Origin of the sequence: Exiguobacterium sp. Helios (genome assembly GCF_014524545.1) — a bacterium.
Taxonomy (GTDB): Bacteria; Bacillota; Bacilli; order Exiguobacteriales; family Exiguobacteriaceae; genus Exiguobacterium_A.
The window spans coordinates 1,415,247-1,432,097 of sequence record NZ_CP053557.1 but is presented as its reverse complement, the minus strand read 5'-3'; the positions used below and the strand labels follow the sequence as shown (position 1 = coordinate 1,432,097).

Below are 16,851 nucleotides of genomic sequence, written 5' to 3'. Positions count from 1 at the left end.
TTCCCCCTTAAAAATCCTCTTTTTCAAGATAGGACCATTCTGAACCGCTTAAGCTAAGTTTGTCAATTAATCTGACGGATTGCTTCGCGATTGCCCGTTCGACAATCGTAATCGCGGCACGGGCATTGCCGTTCGGAACCGTCTCAATCATCTGCTCAAGCGTCTGTTTCGCTTCATCCGTCAATTGATACCCGTATTGGGCAGCATAATTGATGATGATTTCAATCAGTTCTTCCTTCACATAGTTCGGGAAATGGAACTCCCGTTTAAAACGTGACTTCAGTCCGGGATTGCTTGCAAGCAAGGCCTGCATCGGCTGTTCGTAACCGGCGAGGACAACGACGAGATTATCGGCATGTTTCGTCATCTCATCGACCAGCGTATCGATTGCTTCTTTCCCGAAGTCGTTGGCACCCCCGTTCAGCGCATAGGCCTCGTCGATGAACAAGACACCGCCGAGGGCATCCCGGATCACGTCGCGGGTCTGTTGCGCCGTTTGTCCGACGTATCCGGACACGAGATCGGCCCGGCTGACGACTTTTAAGTGCCCCCGCTTCAAGTAACCGCACTGACGGAGGACATCCGCATAGAGAGCTGCGACCGTCGTTTTTCCGGTCCCGCTGTTCCCGCTGAAGACAGCATGCAGTTCAACCGGCAAGACTTTAAAGCCTGCCTCCTGTCGACGCTTCTGCATCGATAATAATGCCTGGATTTGTTTGATTTCCGCTTTCAACGGCTGTAATCCGACAAGCTGTTTGAGTCGTTCTTCGACCGTATTATCGTCTGAAGCGACGAGTTCAAAATCCGTTTGTTCGAGCAACGCAAAATCTTCGTGACTGGCACTTTCCCCGAGACTCGCCCCTTTTTTAAAGATCGCATCGAGAACGATATTGCGGACGGCGCGCCCGTTCCCGAAACTCGCGTCGACCCGTTCCCGTTCGAGCCGGGACAACAACGCCCGCTCTGCCTGCTCCGTCAGGACATAATCGTTGACGGTCGCAATCGAACGGCCGATTTCAAGCAGTTCCGTATCCGTATAGTCCGCAAGCAGGTAATGATTCGATTCCGGGAAACGGCTCCGCAGTCCAGGATTCGCTTTCAGGAAATCACGCATTTCTTCCGGATAACCGGCAAGCACGACGGCAAACCGACCGGCGTATTCTCCGCTCGTCATCGCTGCAACGAGAGTATCAATCGCGGCTTGGCCGTAATCATTGCCGCTTTGACCGGCCCGTTTTAAGGCGTAGGCCTCATCGATGAACAGGACACCTCCGACCGCTTCGCGGACTTTACTCATGACCTGTTCTTCCGTCTGACCGACAAACGCACCAACGAGCGACGAGCGGTCCGTCTCGACGACTTCCGGCCGTTCCAACAGACCGAGTTCGTGATAGATTTTCGCCATCAACCGGGCAAGCGTCGTTTTACCGGTCCCGGGATTCCCCATGAAAATCATGTGGAGGGACGGCTGATCGCTCGAGCGGTACCCGTCCGACGTCCGTTTTTGCTGATACTTCAAGAACCGGTACATCTGATGGACACGCAACTTAATGTCTTCCAGTCCGATCATCGCATCGAGTTCCTCGAGCGCCGACCGTTCGACCTGTTTGATTTCTGCCGGAAGCAGCGCAACGACCCGGCGTAAATCCTGCAGTGCCGTCGCTTTCAGTTCCGTCATCTCCCGGAACGCGTCACGCGAATAAAATCGTTCCTGCAGACTGTTAAGGAACTCCGTCGCAATCTGCTCAAGCGTCGCACTCGACAACAATAAGGCTTTTCCGGCTTCGAACAATTCTGACCAGCGCGCAGCATCCAGCCGGCGCAACCGTTCCGTCTGTTCGACGACCTGTTCCGTCTCGTGCAGGATTTGACCCGCTTGTTGAATCAGTTCCTTTGTCGCTGACCGTTTGGCATTGGCATTGTCCGTCTCGCGGATCGTCGGAAAAGTGTTAGCGACGAGCAATTGGTAACTGCTCTGGAGCTGCTGTTCGATCAGCAACTGTTCAAGCCGTTCCGGCAGCCGGTCGTGCTGGCGGATTTCCTGCATCCAGCTTTCGGCCAGGGCATCGATCCGTCCCGTCATGATGTAACGGTGTTCGACGAGTAAAGCTAAAATCCGGACTAATGCTTCTGTTTCCTGTAATAGTCGACTGCTTTGGGCATAACGTAAGGCGAGAACTTCTTCGACCTTCGCCCCGTTTTCCCAAGCCGTAATTTGTTTGAACATCTCCTCTTTTGAGAACGTCTCCATGTTATCTTGATTCCTCCCGCTTCTCGAAAAAACCGACTGTGGTCGTCACGGTGTGACGCTCCAGTCGGTCTGTCCTCATTTAGCTTTTAACCAGTTTGGATCGAATTTATCCAGTGTCTCGATTTTTTTCATCTTGACCGAATAAAAAAGTTTTCCATTGTTACGTGACTCGGCTCCAAGTACTTTCGACCGGTCGGACGCGACATAGTAGGTCGCTTCTTCCGCATTGTCGTCCTTATCGAAGAACGATGGATACTGTTTAATCCATTCTTTCGGGACTGTGCTTGCCGGCTCTTTTTTGACGTAAACGTCAGCCGCATTTCCGGCGATATCGGCTTCGCCTTCGACTTGACCAAAATCACCATTTTCGATGAACTTGATGATCTGTTCGTTAAAGCCGCGTGACAAGAACGGACGCGGTGCACTGACACTCTTCGACGCTTTCGTCTCATTCAACAATTTTCCGTCGGCAGCGTATTCGCGGAACATCTTCCCGTCCCAAATCGCCATCGTTCCTTTAGATGGTCCGTCGATGACTTCTGTCCGGAAGTGGCCTTTATCATCAAAAACGACTTCATATGTCCGCGTCTCGAGAGCATCTTCCGTCGTCGACAGTTTCTTTTCGACGTACTGAATCCGCGACATCGTGTAAAACGGTTTGACCGGAGCAGCTTTATCTTCATTAGCGGTCTGTGTCTTATTCAAAAGGTAAAAATTATAGGCAAGGAGTATCGCCATTGCCACGATTGCGACTGCAATCCATGTGCTCGTTCGTTTCGTCATGCCATGTACACCATCCTAAATTTGTCTCGTTTCATGTTAATGGTATCGGTTTTAGGCATAGAATACAAAGGGTTTGTCCAAGATTCCCGCATTTCTGAAGAAATGCGTCAGACTTTTGAACAATTGATTCTGTTTCGAATCGTTCTGATCCCTTCCTTGACGAAACACAAAAGGTGAACTGCCCGTCGATCCGGCAGCCCACCTTGATTTAATCTGTTTTCGGTTCGAGTGAGACAATCATCGACTCATCGACGAGGTAATACGTTTGATGGGGCAACTCCCGTAAATAGCCTTGCTCAAACAGCTTCGCACAATCGACCTGGAACGTCTTCGAGTACGGTTTGAGGGGTAATTTCCGTTCTTTGTCAAAATACCGGTCGACCGCGACCTGGACGTGATCCATCTCATAGACCTTCAAATGATCTTTCGCTTCCATGATCGTAAACGTTTCCCGTGACATATAGAAGACCTGCGTCGAGCAGGCACCGAGATAGGGCGCAAGTTGCGTTAAATCAATCCGTTGTTCTTCATCGAGCAGAATCGTCCGGTTCGTCCCTTTCGGCAACGCCAGTTCAAAATCGTGCGTCGCCCGTTTGACTTCATCGAGCGTGACGTCGCGAACCGGCAGCTCGGGTTCTTCTTTTGCTTGAAACCATTTCTTGAATCGGTTCACGGTCTCGCCCCTTTCTGCATCAAAAAAGGTGGGGTTTACCCCCACCTCAAACGTTAATGTAAACGGTTTAGTTTTGCAAGCGTTCGCGGAGAACCATTGGTAAGATTCCGCCGTGACGGTAGTAATCGATATCGACTTCCGAATCAAAACGAGCGATTGCTTCGAACTTCGTGACTTTTCCGTCTGCAGCTGTCGCTGTAACTTCGACGACGTCACGTGGACGAACCGACTCGTCGATCGCGATACTGATTGATTCCTCACCTGTTAAGCCAAGCGATTCAGCTGATGTGCCGGCTGCGTATTGAAGCGGCAGGACACCCATCATGACGAGGTTCGAACGGTGAATCCGCTCAAAGCTCTCGGCGATGACGGCTTTGACACCAAGAAGGTTTGTCCCTTTCGCTGCCCAGTCACGTGATGAACCCATTCCGTAATCTTTACCGGCGAGGATGACAAGACCTGTACCATCTTCTTTGTACTTCATCGCAGCGTCGTACATCGCCATCGTTTCGCCTGTCGGCCAGTACGTCGTGAAGCCGCCTTCCGTACCTGGAGCGACCTGGTTACGGATCCGGATGTTCGCGAATGTTCCGCGCATCATGATCTCATGGTTACCACGACGTGAACCGTATGAGTTGAAGTCTTTTGGTGCGACACCTTTGCTGACAAGGTATTGTCCGGCTGGTGTTGTTTTCGAGAATGAACCGGCTGGTGAGATGTGGTCTGTCGTGACAGAATCCGCAAACTTACCGAAGACACGGAGATCGTTCAATGCTTCGACGTGACCGGCTTCTTTCGCCAAGTTCTCGAAGAACGGCGGGTTTTGGATGTATGTCGACTCTTCGTCGAAGTCATACTGATCGCCCGTTGGCACATCAAGGTTGTTCCAACGTTCGTTTCCTGTGAAGACCGAATCGTACTCGGCACGGAAGCTTTCCGGTGTGACGACCGTGTTGATGATCGTTTGGATTTCGTCACGTGACGGCCAGATGTCCGCGAAGAAGACTTCTTGTCCGTCTTTGCCTGTTCCGAGTGACGCGTTCATGATGTCGACGTCGACCGTTCCGGCAATCGCGTACGCGACGACGAGTGGTGGTGATGCCAGGTAGTTGGCTTTGACGAGCGGATGAACCCGTCCTTCGAAGTTACGGTTTCCTGAGAGGACAGACGAGACGAGCAGGTCTGATCCGAGGATTGCGTTTTCGACGGCAAGGTCAAGCGGACCTGAGTTTCCGATACATGTCGTACAACCGTAACCGACTGTGTTGAAGCCGAGTTGATCGAGGTACGGTTGAAGTCCTGATTTCTCAAGATAATCCGTTACGACTTTCGATCCCGGCGCAAGGGATGTCTTGACGTATTTCGGAACCGTCAATCCGAGATCGATTGCTTTTTTCGCAACGAGTCCGGCACCGATCATGACGTACGGGTTCGATGTATTCGTACAGCTCGTGATCGCTGCGATTGCAAGGTCTCCCGTACGCATCTCAACCGCTTCGTCTTCGTATTGAACGACAGCGACTTTGCTTGCTTCTTCTTCAGCAAGACCAAAACCGGCGTTTCCTTGTGGTGCTGTCAACGCTTTTTGGAACGACGTGTGCACGTCCGTCAAATCAATCCGGTCTTGTGGACGTTTCGGTCCGGCAAGTGCAGGAACGATTGTCGACAGATCAAGTTCAACCGTCTTCGTGAACGTAGGATCTTCGTTTTGCGGCGTGTAGAACAAGCCGTTTGCTTTTGAGTAATTTTCGACTTTTTCGATTAATGCTTCGTCGCGGCCTGTCAAACGGAGGTACGTCAACGTTTCCGTATCAACCGGGAAGAATCCGCATGTCGCACCGTATTCAGGCGCCATGTTGGCGATTGTCGCGCGGTCAGACAATGACATCAAGTGAAGTGATGGTCCGAAGAACTCAACGAATTTACCGACAACGTTTTGTTGACGTAACATTTCCGTCACGCGGAGCGCAACGTCCGTTGCTGTTGTTCCAGGGTGCATTTCACCTGTGATGCGGACACCGATAACTTCAGGAACCGGGAAGAATGAAGGTTGTCCGAGCATTCCTGCTTCTGCTTCGATTCCACCGACACCCCAACCAAGGACACCGAGTCCGTTGATCATCGTTGTGTGCGAATCTGTTCCGACGAGTGTATCCGGGTAGACATCAACCGAACCGTCTGCTGTTTCTTTTTCAAGAACGACAGATGCCAAGTACTCGAGGTTTACTTGGTGGACGATTCCTGTTGCAGGCGGGACAGCACGGTAGTTATCGAAAGCGGTTGTTGCCCAGCGCAACAATTTGTAACGCTCTTCGTTCCGTTCGAACTCAAGGTCCATGTTTTCAGCAAGTGCTCCGGCAAATCCGTAAGAATCGACTTGAACCGAGTGGTCGACGACGAGATCAACCGGAACTTCCGGATTGATGACCGACGGATCTCCACCGAGGTCCTGCATCGCTTTACGGAGTGACGCGAGATCGACGACGGTCGGAACACCCGTGAAATCCTGTAAGATGACGCGTGACGGTTTGAACGGCACATCGATATCATTCGATACTTGGGCAGTTCCCCATTTCGCCAAGTTTTCGACATGCTCTTGTGTAATCGAACGACCGTCTTGTTGACGAAGGACGGATTCAAGCAGCACACGGATTGAATACGGAAGGCGTTTGACTTCCGTCAGACCGAGTTCTTCCAATTTTTCAAGGCTGTAATAGTTGTAATTTTTACCGTTAGCTTCAAACGAACGGCGTGCACCAAACACGTCTTGCGTTGGTTGCGTTTGCTTCATGCTGATTCCCCCTTTAAGTGTTGACGACATCAAGCCCCTGATACCGCTTACTTGTACAGCTCTATCATAGTATAATATGAGCCCCGTTACAATTTGAAAGAACAAAAGACCTTCAATAAGTTTTACTTATCACCTAATTGAGAAACTATATCAATCATATGCTTATGATGACACTCGCTTTATAGTTTTTAATGGTTCTGTTACGGGTACAAGTAAATTGTAGAACGACATCAGAACTTTCTGGAGGCGGAAATTATGGCACAATATAAAAATGATGCAACTCACGTCGTCACGACGATTATTTTCGATGATTTGGAAAAAGCAAAAACCGGTTTTGAAATGATCAAGGACCTCGAAGCGATCAAAGAGATTGAAATGGAACAGATGGTGCTCGCCGAACGCAATGAGACGGACGGCTTCTCCTTCATCGATGCGATTGACTTCACGCAACAGGATCAATCGTTTAAAGGTTCGTTGATCGGGATGGCAGTCGGCGTTGTCGGTGGACCGTTCGGCATGCTCGTCGGCTCCGTCGCCGGATACCTGATTGGGGCAAACCGTGACGAAAAAAACGAACGCGATTCGTTTGATTTGTTTAACCGGACACTCAACCAGATCAATCCCGACCACTACGGCGTCATCATCATCAGCGAAGTCAACGAGGATTCGGAAGCGATCAATGCGATTGCCGCGGAACTCGGAGCGACCGTGCGCCGGACAGGTGAAACGTTTACGGATGAGACGGTGTGAACTAACAATATAAGGTGTACGTTTCGTCCCCGCTTTTTCGGGGACGTTTTTGATTTCAAAGATTTTAATAGATACATATTTTCTACATTCATCGGCAAACATATCGAATGGTGCCACATCCTAAATAGTCCAAATCCATCTCATTTTCATTATTCTGCTCCTGTGTTATAATTTACTTAGCTTGCTAAATAAATAACTCGTAAATACTGATTCTTGGATGATTATTTATTCGATTAGTTTTTTTATTAATTTAAATCATACAAGTTTCTTTATAGGTGGTGAAGAAGGCCATGTAAATGCACTTAGTACAAAAGGACATTTAACGAAAGTTTGTATAGATTGGATTTAATAAAGATTTTATTAACTAAAGAAAAAAATATGTATGCGATTGCCTTAACCCAAAACATTCTATCAGAGCGTTGAAAATATTTTATTCTTTGGTATTTAAAAGATATGAGACGCTGTTTTCCGGATATTAAACATTATCTGGAAGGAATTTCTTAAGGTTCCCTCACTAACCAACTTCGGAAGTCGGAACAAGACGGAGTACTCCATCGGAAAGTATATCCAACCGTTCCACCTAAAGTAGAGTACGGCCTTACTGAAAAAGGTATAAAGTTACTTTCTGTATTAGAAATGATGAAAGCTTTCGGTAAAGAACATATAGAAAAAACGGAAGTGGAGAAATTTCAACTATAGAACGACTACTATATATGAAATCACATTAGGAGGAGAAATTATGAAATTTGGAATTATAGGTGCGGGCCCTATCGGGGCAAGTATTTCTAGAAAGTTAGTTGAACAAGGACACGATGTTAAAATTGCCGATGCTCGAGACATAAAACATTTGGAAGGAAAGGATCTTGCAGGAGTGCCTGTAAATATACAAGAGGTCATCACCAATATTGATGTTCTTTTACTTGCTCTCCCTCTCCATGTTGTTCCAAGCATTCGTTCCATCATCGATCAAGTTAGGGAGGAAGTCATCATAGTAGATACGTCCAATTACTATCCCTTTAGAGATAATGCAATTGGAGAAATTGAGAATGGAATGGTTGAGAGCGTTTGGGTTTCGAAGCAATTAGGAAGACCCATAGTCAAAGCTTTCAGCAATCAGTTAGCATATACTTTAGAAAATAAAGGAACACCTGAAGGAACTAATGGTCGCATTGCTATGGCAATTGCCGGTGATAATCTAGAACAAAAGCAATTGATTTTTGACGTAGTGAATGAACTTGGTTTTGACACAGTCGATGCCGGCTCCTTAAATGAGTCTTGGAGAGAGCAACCGGGAACTCCTGCCTATTGCACCGAATTAACAAAAGAAGAATTAACAGAAGCATTGAAAAAAGCTGATAAAGAACTAGCAGCTATTCAACGAGATAAAGTAATGGAGAAATTCTCAATGGGGATGACACATGAGGACATTGTGAGGATGAATCGCGAAACATATACCCTCTAATTCAAGTACCCTTAATTGTCCTTTCAATTAAATCAAAGTCATCGTGTGCTAACTAATGAATGAATCTAAGGTTTTTTCAACTGACCTTAACACCCTTAGTTGATCACGTTTCATTTATTCCTCAATATGAGTGGAAAATGAAGGTCTGTAGCTTAAACGACAGCTACAGACCTTCATTTTTTGTATTTTCCTTTTTTTAAAGTGAATTTCTCACTAAAAATCAATTACTTAAATGCTTGACTGAATAAAATCAATTTGCTGTAACTTAACACTTTTCTTAAGCACAATTTAATATTCCATATTCCGAGCCCTTACATTCTCCTCTATCAATGTGACGAATTTGTTAATTGACGTCGAATTACGACACGACGGATAAAGAATCCTAAAAGCAGACCCACCAATGCAACTACTGTCGCAAATATAAAGACATTGTGCAATCCTGAAACCATCGCATTGGCGATTTCTACTGGATGAGTTGGTTCTGAAGAACTGTGTAGATAATTATCCATACCACCTGTCAAAATACTAACGGCTACTGCCGTACCTACTGCCCCAATAACTTGTTGGAGCGTATTCATAATTGCTGTACCGTGAGCATATAATTCCGGTGGCAATTGATTTAATCCGTTCGTTTGAGAAGGCATCCAGATCATTGCAATCCCAACCATTAAACCGACATGTAAAGCTACAATAAATATTACGGATGAAGCAATGGTTAACGTAGTAAAAAACCATAACATCGTCGTGACAAGAAGAAGCCCTGGGATGACGAGCCATTTCGGTCCGAATTTATCAAACAACCGACCGATAAATGGGGAAAGTAGCCCGTTTAACGCACTGCCAGGTAGTAGCATAAGCCCCGCAATAAAAACAGAAAGTCCAGCTCCTGTTTGCAGGAACATAGGCAGAATAATCATGCTAGACATAATAATCAACATACTCATCATTACCAGAAGTAGTCCTAACACATACATTGGATACTTGAAAACTTTCAAATTCAGCATCGGTTCTTTCATCGAGTTCTGGCGTAGCACAAAGAAGAATAAGGAAATAAGCCCAATGACGATAGATGTGACAACGATCATACTGCTCCATCCTTCTTCCCCTTCCCCAGCTTTACTGAAACCAAAAACCACTCCTCCAAAACCTACCGTTGATAATAAAACAGATAGCAAATCGATGTGCGGTTTCGTTACTTCAGTCACATTTTCTAAAAACTTAAGGCCGATTAAAAGCCCAACGACTAGGAAGGGAAGGGATATCCAGAAGATGTAATTCCAAGCTAAGTATTCGATTAAAAGTCCACCAATAGTAGGTCCCGTTGCCGGTGCAAACATGATGACTAGTCCGACAAACCCCATAGCCGCTCCCCGTTTTTCAGGTGGATAGATGACCAAAATAGTATTAAACATAAGTGGGAGAAGCATACCCATACCCACAGCCTGTAGGACGCGGGCAATCATAAGCATTTCAAAACTGAAAGCAAGGGCCCCAATCAATGTGCCTGCTATTAAACTGATCAATGAATATACGAATAGTTGTCTTGTCGTAAACATTTGTAATAACAAGCCGCTGATTGGCATCAAAATACCGAGTGTTAGCAAGAATCCAGTCGTAAGCCACTGTGCCGTTGCCGCTGAAATTTGAAAGACGTCCATTAAATTTACCATTGCGATATTTAAGGCGGTTTCACTGAACATACCCACAAAACCGACCATGAGAAGCGATGCCATGATGGCACGCGTATTGTATTGTTTCTTCATTTTTATCTCCTATTAATTTAATATTTTTTACAACTCATTCTTCATTAGAAATAGAAAATCTTAATCAGCTAGTTATTAATTTTCATGTATTTTCAATACCTGAAACAACTATCAAGAAGGATTTCTTAGAACTTTCTTCTTTACTAAATTATTTATTTTCCATACTTCCATACTGATAAGGGACACCCATATTTTCGCGCAATGTATTTCCTTCGTAATCCTTATGGAACAATCCTCGTTCCTGTAAGATTGGTACAACCTGCTCCACGAAATCCGCTACGCCATCGTGAGCGATATCTGGAACAACCGAGAATCCGTCACAAGCACCGGCCAAGAACCATTCTTCTAAGAAATCAGCCACTTGTAACGCTGTACCTGCCACTACCGGATGATAATTGATGACACCATGTGCCAAAACATCTCGAATGGACAATCCTTGTTTCAGCAACTGCACAGCTCTAGGAGATCTTGGATCCTGTGGGTTAGCATAGGCTCGATGTAGCAAGTCAATTGGCAAGGGTTGGTCGATATCTATTGTATCTACCGATAGTCGCAACCCCACCATGGAGCCTAGATAGCTCACCCGGCTTGGAATTTCCTCCGGATTAAAACTCATCAATTGTCTTCGGCGTTCTAATCCTTCTTCTTCCGTGGCGCCTAAAGAGAACATAAAACCGGTATACATTTTAACGTCATCCGGGTTTCTACCAAAACGAACCGCACTTTGTCGAAGGGCTTGTCTGTGTTGCCGTGCCGACTCGATATCATAAGGGTTCGCATAGACACCGGATGCATATTTCCCCGCTAACTCCAAGCCTTCAGTTCCACCACCGGCTTGGAAAATCACTGGCTGTCCCTGTTCCGATGGCGGAATGGGTAATGGACCACGAGAGGCATAATACTGACCTTTGAGATTAATTGGCTGAATCTTATCCATGTTAGCAAATTCGCCACCTTTTGGATCCAATGTCCAAGCGTCTGGTTGCCAACTTCCCCAGAGTGCCTGGACAATTTGAATCGATTCATGCGCTTTGTCATATCGTTCTTTTCGATTGGCAACCTGCATACCAAAGTTCGCTGCCGCTGCGGGAGTGGATGATGTCACAGCATTCCAACCTACGCGTCCATGACTAATGACATCCAGTGCCTTGAACTGGCGAGCTATATTATAGGGATAATTGAACGTCGTGGAATAGGTTGCCACAAGTCCGATATGCGTTGTTTCCCTTGCTACAGCCATGAGGGCCAGCATGGGGTCCATCGGGAAACTGGGTGTCTGTGGACCCAAATCAACAGTCAAGGCAGGTGTATCTGCTATGAAAATCATCTGAAATTTTCCTTTTTCAGCTATCTTCGCCCGCTCTACATAATTGTCCAGATTGGTATAGGCTGCCGGATCCGTTCCTGGTGTTCTCCAGGCACTAAATTCAGCCCCATAACCAGAAACCATTTGTAGTGCTAATTGCATTTCTTTATGTTTTGTCATACTGGTATTCTCCTTTGTTTTTTGATTATCTTTAATTATCCTGCACTTAAATCTTACGTTCATTTCTTTCTGTATAAGCTAGTTGAATAAGCTTTATTGGACAAAACATTCCCTTAATTATGTCCTCTGCCATTTCGTTTCGAGGTCTGAAGTTGCTGATAGATACAAACTTCTGAAGTAAGTTCTGCCGCAGGTAATCGGGTACTCTTTTTGAGTGTATATACCTTAAAAAATTTTTCGGACTTACTCTTTAACTACCCGAATTTATTTAGCCTGCTAAACAAATGTTTTCTAGTCATTCAAAATAATGGTTCTACATGACTAATACTAATTGCTTTTATTTAGCTTGCTAAACAAATAACTAGAGAGAACTTAAAATAAATTTCTCTCCATCCGTTTCATTAAATCTCTTAACATCATCCTTTCTTCCTTGGAAATTCCATTCAGTAATTTTTCTTGTTGTTGCTTCCATTTGAAATCCACCGGTTTTTCTAACTTTTTTCCTTCGTCCGTTAAATAAATCCTCATAACCCTGCCATCTTTTTCATCGCGTTTACGCATTATGAAGCCATTTTGTTCAAGCGATTTAACCATATTGGTGACCGTAGGTGGTTCGCATTTTAAATGATCACACAATTGCATTTGAGTAATTCCATCTCCTGTCCATAAACGGGCGAGCAGGTTATCCTGCCCAACGTAGAGATTAATTTCTCTTAAGCTTTCACTATAATCCCGACGCATCTGGGATGATACTTTATCTAATGACTCACGGATATCACAATCTACGGAGACCTTCATAGATTTCCCCTCCACTAGTGATAATATATTTAGCCTACTAAACATATCATCATGAAAATCTACTGTCAAACAATATTTATCGACCGTTTTATATAAAAAGAATTTACTTTTGAATCAATCAAAAAATAGTATTGTGATTGAAGAGCTAGTCCTTTTAGTTTCAAGTCCTCATTCAAAAGTATGCTAAGCGTGAGCATTTTCAAAAAAGAGCTCTCAGATGTCACAAAGTAGGCTTCTAAATCGTTCTATACATAAATAACGGATTGGAGGCAAAGAATTATGACAGAATTAACTTGTGTCGTTGTTGGCGGAGGATATGCAGGAATTAATGCAGTAAAAGAAATGCTTCACTACTCAAAACAATTGAAAAATAAGAAAAAACTGAAAATATTTCTACTAGATAAAAATCTTTACCATTTACGAAAAGTTTTGCTTTTTAAGCCAGCAGCCAGTAAAACGGATATTACCATCTCTTTGAGCACTTTGTTTCCTGAGAATGTGGAAATCATCCAGGCCGAGGTAACAAAAGTGGAATCTAAGACAAAAACGCTCTTTTATCAAAAAGTCCAAGGTGACCAGATATCAATGAATTACGATATCCTTGTTGTGGCTATGGGCAGTATTGTACGTCAACCGGATCAATTACAAGGCGGAATCCCTTTGGCTAATTTTGAAGATGCAAATACGATTCGAACATTCTGGCACGAAAATTTACAAAAAGCTAGCCAGGAAAAAGATGAGAAAGAGCGCCAAAGACTTATGACGATTGCTGTTGCAGGAGCAGGAATTAGTGGCATCGAAACGTCGGCTGAACTTGCCTACTGGGTTCAGGAAGATGCAAAGCAAATGGGATTGAATCCAAAATCAGTGAAAATAATTTTGATTAACACTGAAAAAAGACTTTTTTCAATAGGTCCGACCAAAGTGAGCGCTCAGTTGGAGCACGGATTAAGCACTGCTGGCATAACCATTCTCCACGAAAGAAGAGCTGTTCAAGAAAAAGATGGTGTGCTCTTATTAACTAACGGTGAAAACCTGTTGGTAAGTCTGTGTATATGGACACTTGGGCTGTTGCCCAACCCCCAATTGCGCACTGTTGGTTTACCTGTCACCTCTGAAGGCTATCTGATAGTGGATTCAAGTTATCGGGTAAAAGATGCACCTGGTGTTTATAGTATCGGTGATTGCGCCCGAATTATAGATCCGTCCAACGGTCAAGAAGACGGTAAAACTTGCAAGGAAGCAACTGCGCAAGCAACACGATTGATGAAAGTGGTAGTAGCCGATATTCACGGCCAGAAGGCACCTTTGCATAAGGGATTCATGGATTTCTTTTGTTTTAGTTTAGGTCCAGATAAAGGAATGGCATGGATTGGCGTTGGGGGACTCGACATTGTAGTAAAAGGAAAACTAGGTTGGAAGTTAAGAAAATTCACATGGAACTCAGCAAGCTTGATAAAGTAAACTAACAAAAAATTAGAATAAGAAGGAGGAGTTTGAATTTGCAAGAACTATTCGAGCAATACAAAGGGCTTCTATTTACGCTTGCTTACCAAATAACTGGCTCCGTTTCTGATGCTGAAGACGCTGTGCAAGATGTATTCGTAAAACTATATGATGTTAAACCGGAGAAGCTGGCGGAACCCAAAGCTTACTTGTGTAAAATGGTGACAAATAACTGTTTAGATTTTTTGAAATCAGCCCGCAAGCAACGCGAACAATATTTTGGAGAATGGCTTCCGGAACCTGTTATCACTTCAACTGACGAATTGCCTGAGCTGGTCATTCAAGGTGAAATGGTATCATATGCCCTGCTCGTTTTGCTCGAAAAGTTGTCGCCTTCAGAAAGGGCTGTGTTTGTAATGCGTGAAGCATTTGGTTTTGAGTATGAAGAAATTGCCGATATTGTAGGGAAAAGCGAAGTAAATTGCCGCCAAATTTTTAAGCGCGCTAAGGGTAAATTACCGCTTACCTCACCCAAGTCATACCGCTCCTCAGCAAGCAAAGAGTGGATTTTGGGGTTTATGCAGGCTCTCGAACAGGACGATGTTGACCGGGTAGTCTCGATGCTGTCAGAAGACGTTATACTGGTGTCTGATGGAGGAGGTAAAGCAATTGCTGCTGTCCACCCTATTGAGTCACGCCAGGCAGTTATCCGATTCCTGTTTGGCTTGATCCGTAAGTCTAATCAAGATGGCGAAATCCTCGACATCGAAATTCTCGGGATAAATGGTCAAAACGGAATTGTAATCCGCTCAGCTAAAAGAATCCAAGCTGTAGCATTAGTGCATATCGAACAGGAATTGATAGGCAACATATATATTATTAGAAATCCGGATAAACTTAAATCTCTTTCCAAATAATCATCCGTCTTATTTACAGATAGAAGATAAGTTTTTAAATTTAGACCTATAGTCACACATCTATTAAGGTCAAGATTTACTAAGAAATCCGTCAAAAAATTTGACTAATGAAAAGGAAGTGTATAGCATGAATAATTTTTTCGATGCCTTAGCATATGTACAAAAAACAATGTATACGCCATATAATCTATACCCTCAATCCATACAAGAAGAAGTTCAGAATTCGGATTATGGAGCTGGTTTATTTTATATACACTCAAAGTCCATTCGATTTCGAGTTGCAAAGACTACACCTACAAAACTAGGACAATTTGTGGCATTTTGGGAAAAAGATGATAAGAATAAGAATCAATCCTTTTCAGATAAGACAGCTACTGATTTGTTGGTAGTAAATACCTTTACCAAGGATAATAAATTCGGTCAGTTCATTTTTCCTAAAGAGGTCCTTATTAAGCAGAAAATACTGAGTACGAATACTATAAAAGGGAAAATGGCCATTCGAGTTTATCCGAGTTGGGAGTATCCGACTAGTAAACAAGCGATTGCTACGCAAAAATGGCAAGTGAAGTACTTTGTTGAAATTCAGGAGTCAAAGAGTCTGCCAACGCATGAAATAATGAAGTTATATTTCAACTAACGTGACAACATGATAAAATCAGTTGATTATAGCTATCTCGAGACGTAGGATTTCAATTGGACTTGAATGAATTACAGTCGATTTTTTTTGAAGAGACCATTATCCACATCAGCTAGGTGATTGAACGTAAGACAATATTGATGACTGATAGCGCTCAGATGTGGTGAGTTTCGGTACTTCGCCTCTCTTTGGAAAGCACCGAGCTTTTTTGGTCATTCGTTCTCTGCTGTGAGGTACTTGATTCGTGCTTCAGCTTTCGCAAGGTGTCGTTCGACGGAATCACCTTTTTTCGGTTGACCTTCAAGATTTGATTTTCCACATCTCTCATTTAAGAGTCCTTCTTCTCTATAAATACGATATGTTTTCCGCCGTCGTTTTAACGCTTCGCTCGTTGTTTGCTTATCGATCACGTCCAGGTCAAAGCCACTTTCCTCAAAGATTTGTATCGGTCGCTTACCAGCTAAATTCTCCTTTGTATTGAATCGTACGATCTGATATCGAGGCTACGTGAAGATTCGCTTCAAGTTGTCTGATTTGATCTGGATTGAAGGTGCAGCTGTTCATGAATAGTTCTCCCGTCTAAATTGAAGAGGTACAGTATATCGATATCTTTAAACATAAAAAAACCCGAATGGGGTCTTTTATCAATTGTCCACCATTCAGGGTTCAGTTCACCTTCTAGCTCCTTCATGCTTCAAGAATTTTTTATAAAGACGCTAAAAATTCTTCTTTTGTAAATAAACGCCATCTATTTGCTACAAGTTTTTCTAAATAGCTATCAATACTAATTTCTTCTAGTTCTATTGCAAGTGGTTGGAGAGAGACATTACATTCGTTGAACTCATAATTTAAAGTTACTTTAACCACTTCATATCCATTATGAAATCTTGAATCAAATCCAGGATCATCAATTATGTCTCCAATAGTTGGACGTATACCTGATTCGACTGTTTTCACTACAATTTCAGTACGACTATTTTCTTTTTGTGCTTTTATGGATGTTAGAAAAATGATTAAATTAATTTTCATTACATACACTTCCTTTCAATGTTTATAATTTTTTAGATAATACATAATATTGAATGTATAACCAA

Annotated in this window: 13 protein-coding genes and 1 pseudogene; 6 read left to right on the top strand and 8 right to left on the bottom strand. The window is 43.9% G+C overall.

Annotation, left to right across the window (positions count from 1 at the left end):
- Window positions 1-7 precede the first annotated feature (7 nt).
- From HNY42_RS07300 to acnA, 4 genes are all read right to left on the bottom strand, one after another.
- Window positions 8-2,251 carry an AAA family ATPase gene (locus tag HNY42_RS07300; protein ID WP_131502937.1) on the bottom strand — a complete coding sequence of 748 codons (2,244 nt, stop codon included), beginning with the start codon at window positions 2,249-2,251 and terminating at the stop codon, window positions 8-10.
- Window positions 2,252-2,326: 75 nt separating this feature from the next.
- Entirely contained in the window at window positions 2,327-3,034 is a 708-nt protein-coding gene (locus HNY42_RS07295; protein ID WP_131502938.1) for a hypothetical protein, read from the bottom strand.
- A 208-nt stretch (window positions 3,035-3,242) separates the two neighbouring features.
- A complete protein-coding gene (locus HNY42_RS07290; RefSeq protein ID WP_188005339.1) occupies window positions 3,243-3,707 on the bottom strand; it encodes a DUF3939 domain-containing protein in 465 nt (154 codons plus the stop codon).
- Window positions 3,708-3,774: 67 nt separating this feature from the next.
- A complete protein-coding gene (acnA, locus tag HNY42_RS07285) occupies window positions 3,775-6,498 on the bottom strand; it encodes an aconitate hydratase AcnA (protein WP_188005338.1) in 2,724 nt (907 codons plus the stop codon).
- A gap of 255 nt (window positions 6,499-6,753) precedes the next feature.
- Here acnA and HNY42_RS07280 point away from each other — a divergent pair, with 255 nt between their 5' ends.
- The 3 genes and pseudogenes from HNY42_RS07280 to HNY42_RS07270 all read left to right on the top strand — a co-directional run bounded on the left by HNY42_RS07280 (window position 6,754) and on the right by HNY42_RS07270 (window position 8,710).
- Window positions 6,754-7,248, top strand: coding sequence for a hypothetical protein (locus HNY42_RS07280; RefSeq protein WP_131502940.1), 495 nt, complete (start codon window positions 6,754-6,756; stop codon window positions 7,246-7,248).
- 570 nt (window positions 7,249-7,818) lie between these two features.
- Window positions 7,819-7,947, top strand: a pseudogene (locus HNY42_RS16225) (winged helix-turn-helix transcriptional regulator); the annotation flags it as partial.
- A gap of 40 nt (window positions 7,948-7,987) precedes the next feature.
- Window positions 7,988-8,710 (top strand): NADPH-dependent F420 reductase, encoded by a 723-nt coding sequence (locus tag HNY42_RS07270; RefSeq protein WP_131973072.1) that lies wholly within the window; start codon window positions 7,988-7,990, stop codon window positions 8,708-8,710.
- A 326-nt stretch (window positions 8,711-9,036) separates the two neighbouring features.
- On the opposite strand, the gene HNY42_RS07265 is transcribed toward HNY42_RS07270, so the two are convergent.
- The 3 genes from HNY42_RS07265 to HNY42_RS07255 all read right to left on the bottom strand — a co-directional run bounded on the left by HNY42_RS07265 (window position 9,037) and on the right by HNY42_RS07255 (window position 12,757).
- Window positions 9,037-10,473 (bottom strand): DHA2 family efflux MFS transporter permease subunit, encoded by a 1,437-nt coding sequence (locus HNY42_RS07265; protein ID WP_188005337.1) that lies wholly within the window; start codon window positions 10,471-10,473, stop codon window positions 9,037-9,039.
- A gap of 148 nt (window positions 10,474-10,621) precedes the next feature.
- On the bottom strand, window positions 10,622-11,959 hold the full coding sequence (locus HNY42_RS07260) for an NtaA/DmoA family FMN-dependent monooxygenase (RefSeq protein WP_188005336.1): 1,338 nt from the start codon (window positions 11,957-11,959) through the stop codon (window positions 10,622-10,624).
- A 372-nt stretch (window positions 11,960-12,331) separates the two neighbouring features.
- Window positions 12,332-12,757, bottom strand: a complete 426-nt coding sequence (locus tag HNY42_RS07255; RefSeq protein WP_188005335.1) for a MarR family winged helix-turn-helix transcriptional regulator — start codon at window positions 12,755-12,757, stop codon at window positions 12,332-12,334.
- A gap of 279 nt (window positions 12,758-13,036) precedes the next feature.
- Between HNY42_RS07255 and HNY42_RS07250 the strand changes: the two genes are divergently transcribed.
- The 3 genes from HNY42_RS07250 (at window position 13,037) to HNY42_RS07240 (ending at window position 15,757) form a co-directional block, all read left to right on the top strand.
- Complete coding sequence (locus HNY42_RS07250; protein WP_188005334.1) at window positions 13,037-14,221, top strand: NAD(P)/FAD-dependent oxidoreductase; 1,185 nt, start codon at window positions 13,037-13,039, stop codon at window positions 14,219-14,221.
- Window positions 14,222-14,259: 38 nt separating this feature from the next.
- Entirely contained in the window at window positions 14,260-15,120 is an 861-nt protein-coding gene (locus tag HNY42_RS07245) for an RNA polymerase sigma-70 factor (protein ID WP_188005333.1), read from the top strand.
- Between the two features lie 127 nt (window positions 15,121-15,247).
- Entirely contained in the window at window positions 15,248-15,757 is a 510-nt protein-coding gene (locus HNY42_RS07240; protein WP_131973085.1) for a MepB family protein, read from the top strand.
- Window positions 15,758-16,462: 705 nt separating this feature from the next.
- Here the strand turns inward: HNY42_RS07240 and HNY42_RS07235 are convergent.
- Entirely contained in the window at window positions 16,463-16,786 is a 324-nt protein-coding gene (locus tag HNY42_RS07235) for a hypothetical protein (RefSeq protein WP_131973086.1), read from the bottom strand.
- Between the last annotated feature and the right edge of the window lie 65 nt (window positions 16,787-16,851).

What these genes read in the sequence shown, in the direction of transcription:
- HNY42_RS07300 (WP_131502937.1), bottom strand. Translation starts at nt 2,251, where the DNA reads ATGGAGACGTTCTCAAAAGAGGAGATGTTCAAACAAATTACGGCTTGG.
- HNY42_RS07295 (WP_131502938.1), bottom strand. Translation starts at nt 3,034, where the DNA reads ATGACGAAACGAACGAGCACATGGATTGCAGTCGCAATCGTGGCAATG.
- acnA (WP_188005338.1), bottom strand. Translation starts at nt 6,498, where the DNA reads ATGAAGCAAACGCAACCAACGCAAGACGTGTTTGGTGCACGCCGTTCG.
- HNY42_RS07280 (WP_131502940.1), top strand. Translation starts at nt 6,754, where the DNA reads ATGGCACAATATAAAAATGATGCAACTCACGTCGTCACGACGATTATT.
- HNY42_RS07270 (WP_131973072.1), top strand. Translation starts at nt 7,988, where the DNA reads ATGAAATTTGGAATTATAGGTGCGGGCCCTATCGGGGCAAGTATTTCT.
- HNY42_RS07265 (WP_188005337.1), bottom strand. Translation starts at nt 10,473, where the DNA reads ATGAAGAAACAATACAATACGCGTGCCATCATGGCATCGCTTCTCATG.
- HNY42_RS07260 (WP_188005336.1), bottom strand. Translation starts at nt 11,959, where the DNA reads ATGACAAAACATAAAGAAATGCAATTAGCACTACAAATGGTTTCTGGT.
- HNY42_RS07255 (WP_188005335.1), bottom strand. Translation starts at nt 12,757, where the DNA reads ATGAAGGTCTCCGTAGATTGTGATATCCGTGAGTCATTAGATAAAGTA.
- HNY42_RS07250 (WP_188005334.1), top strand. Translation starts at nt 13,037, where the DNA reads ATGACAGAATTAACTTGTGTCGTTGTTGGCGGAGGATATGCAGGAATT.
- HNY42_RS07240 (WP_131973085.1), top strand. Translation starts at nt 15,248, where the DNA reads ATGAATAATTTTTTCGATGCCTTAGCATATGTACAAAAAACAATGTAT.
- HNY42_RS07235 (WP_131973086.1), bottom strand. Translation starts at nt 16,786, where the DNA reads ATGAAAATTAATTTAATCATTTTTCTAACATCCATAAAAGCACAAAAA.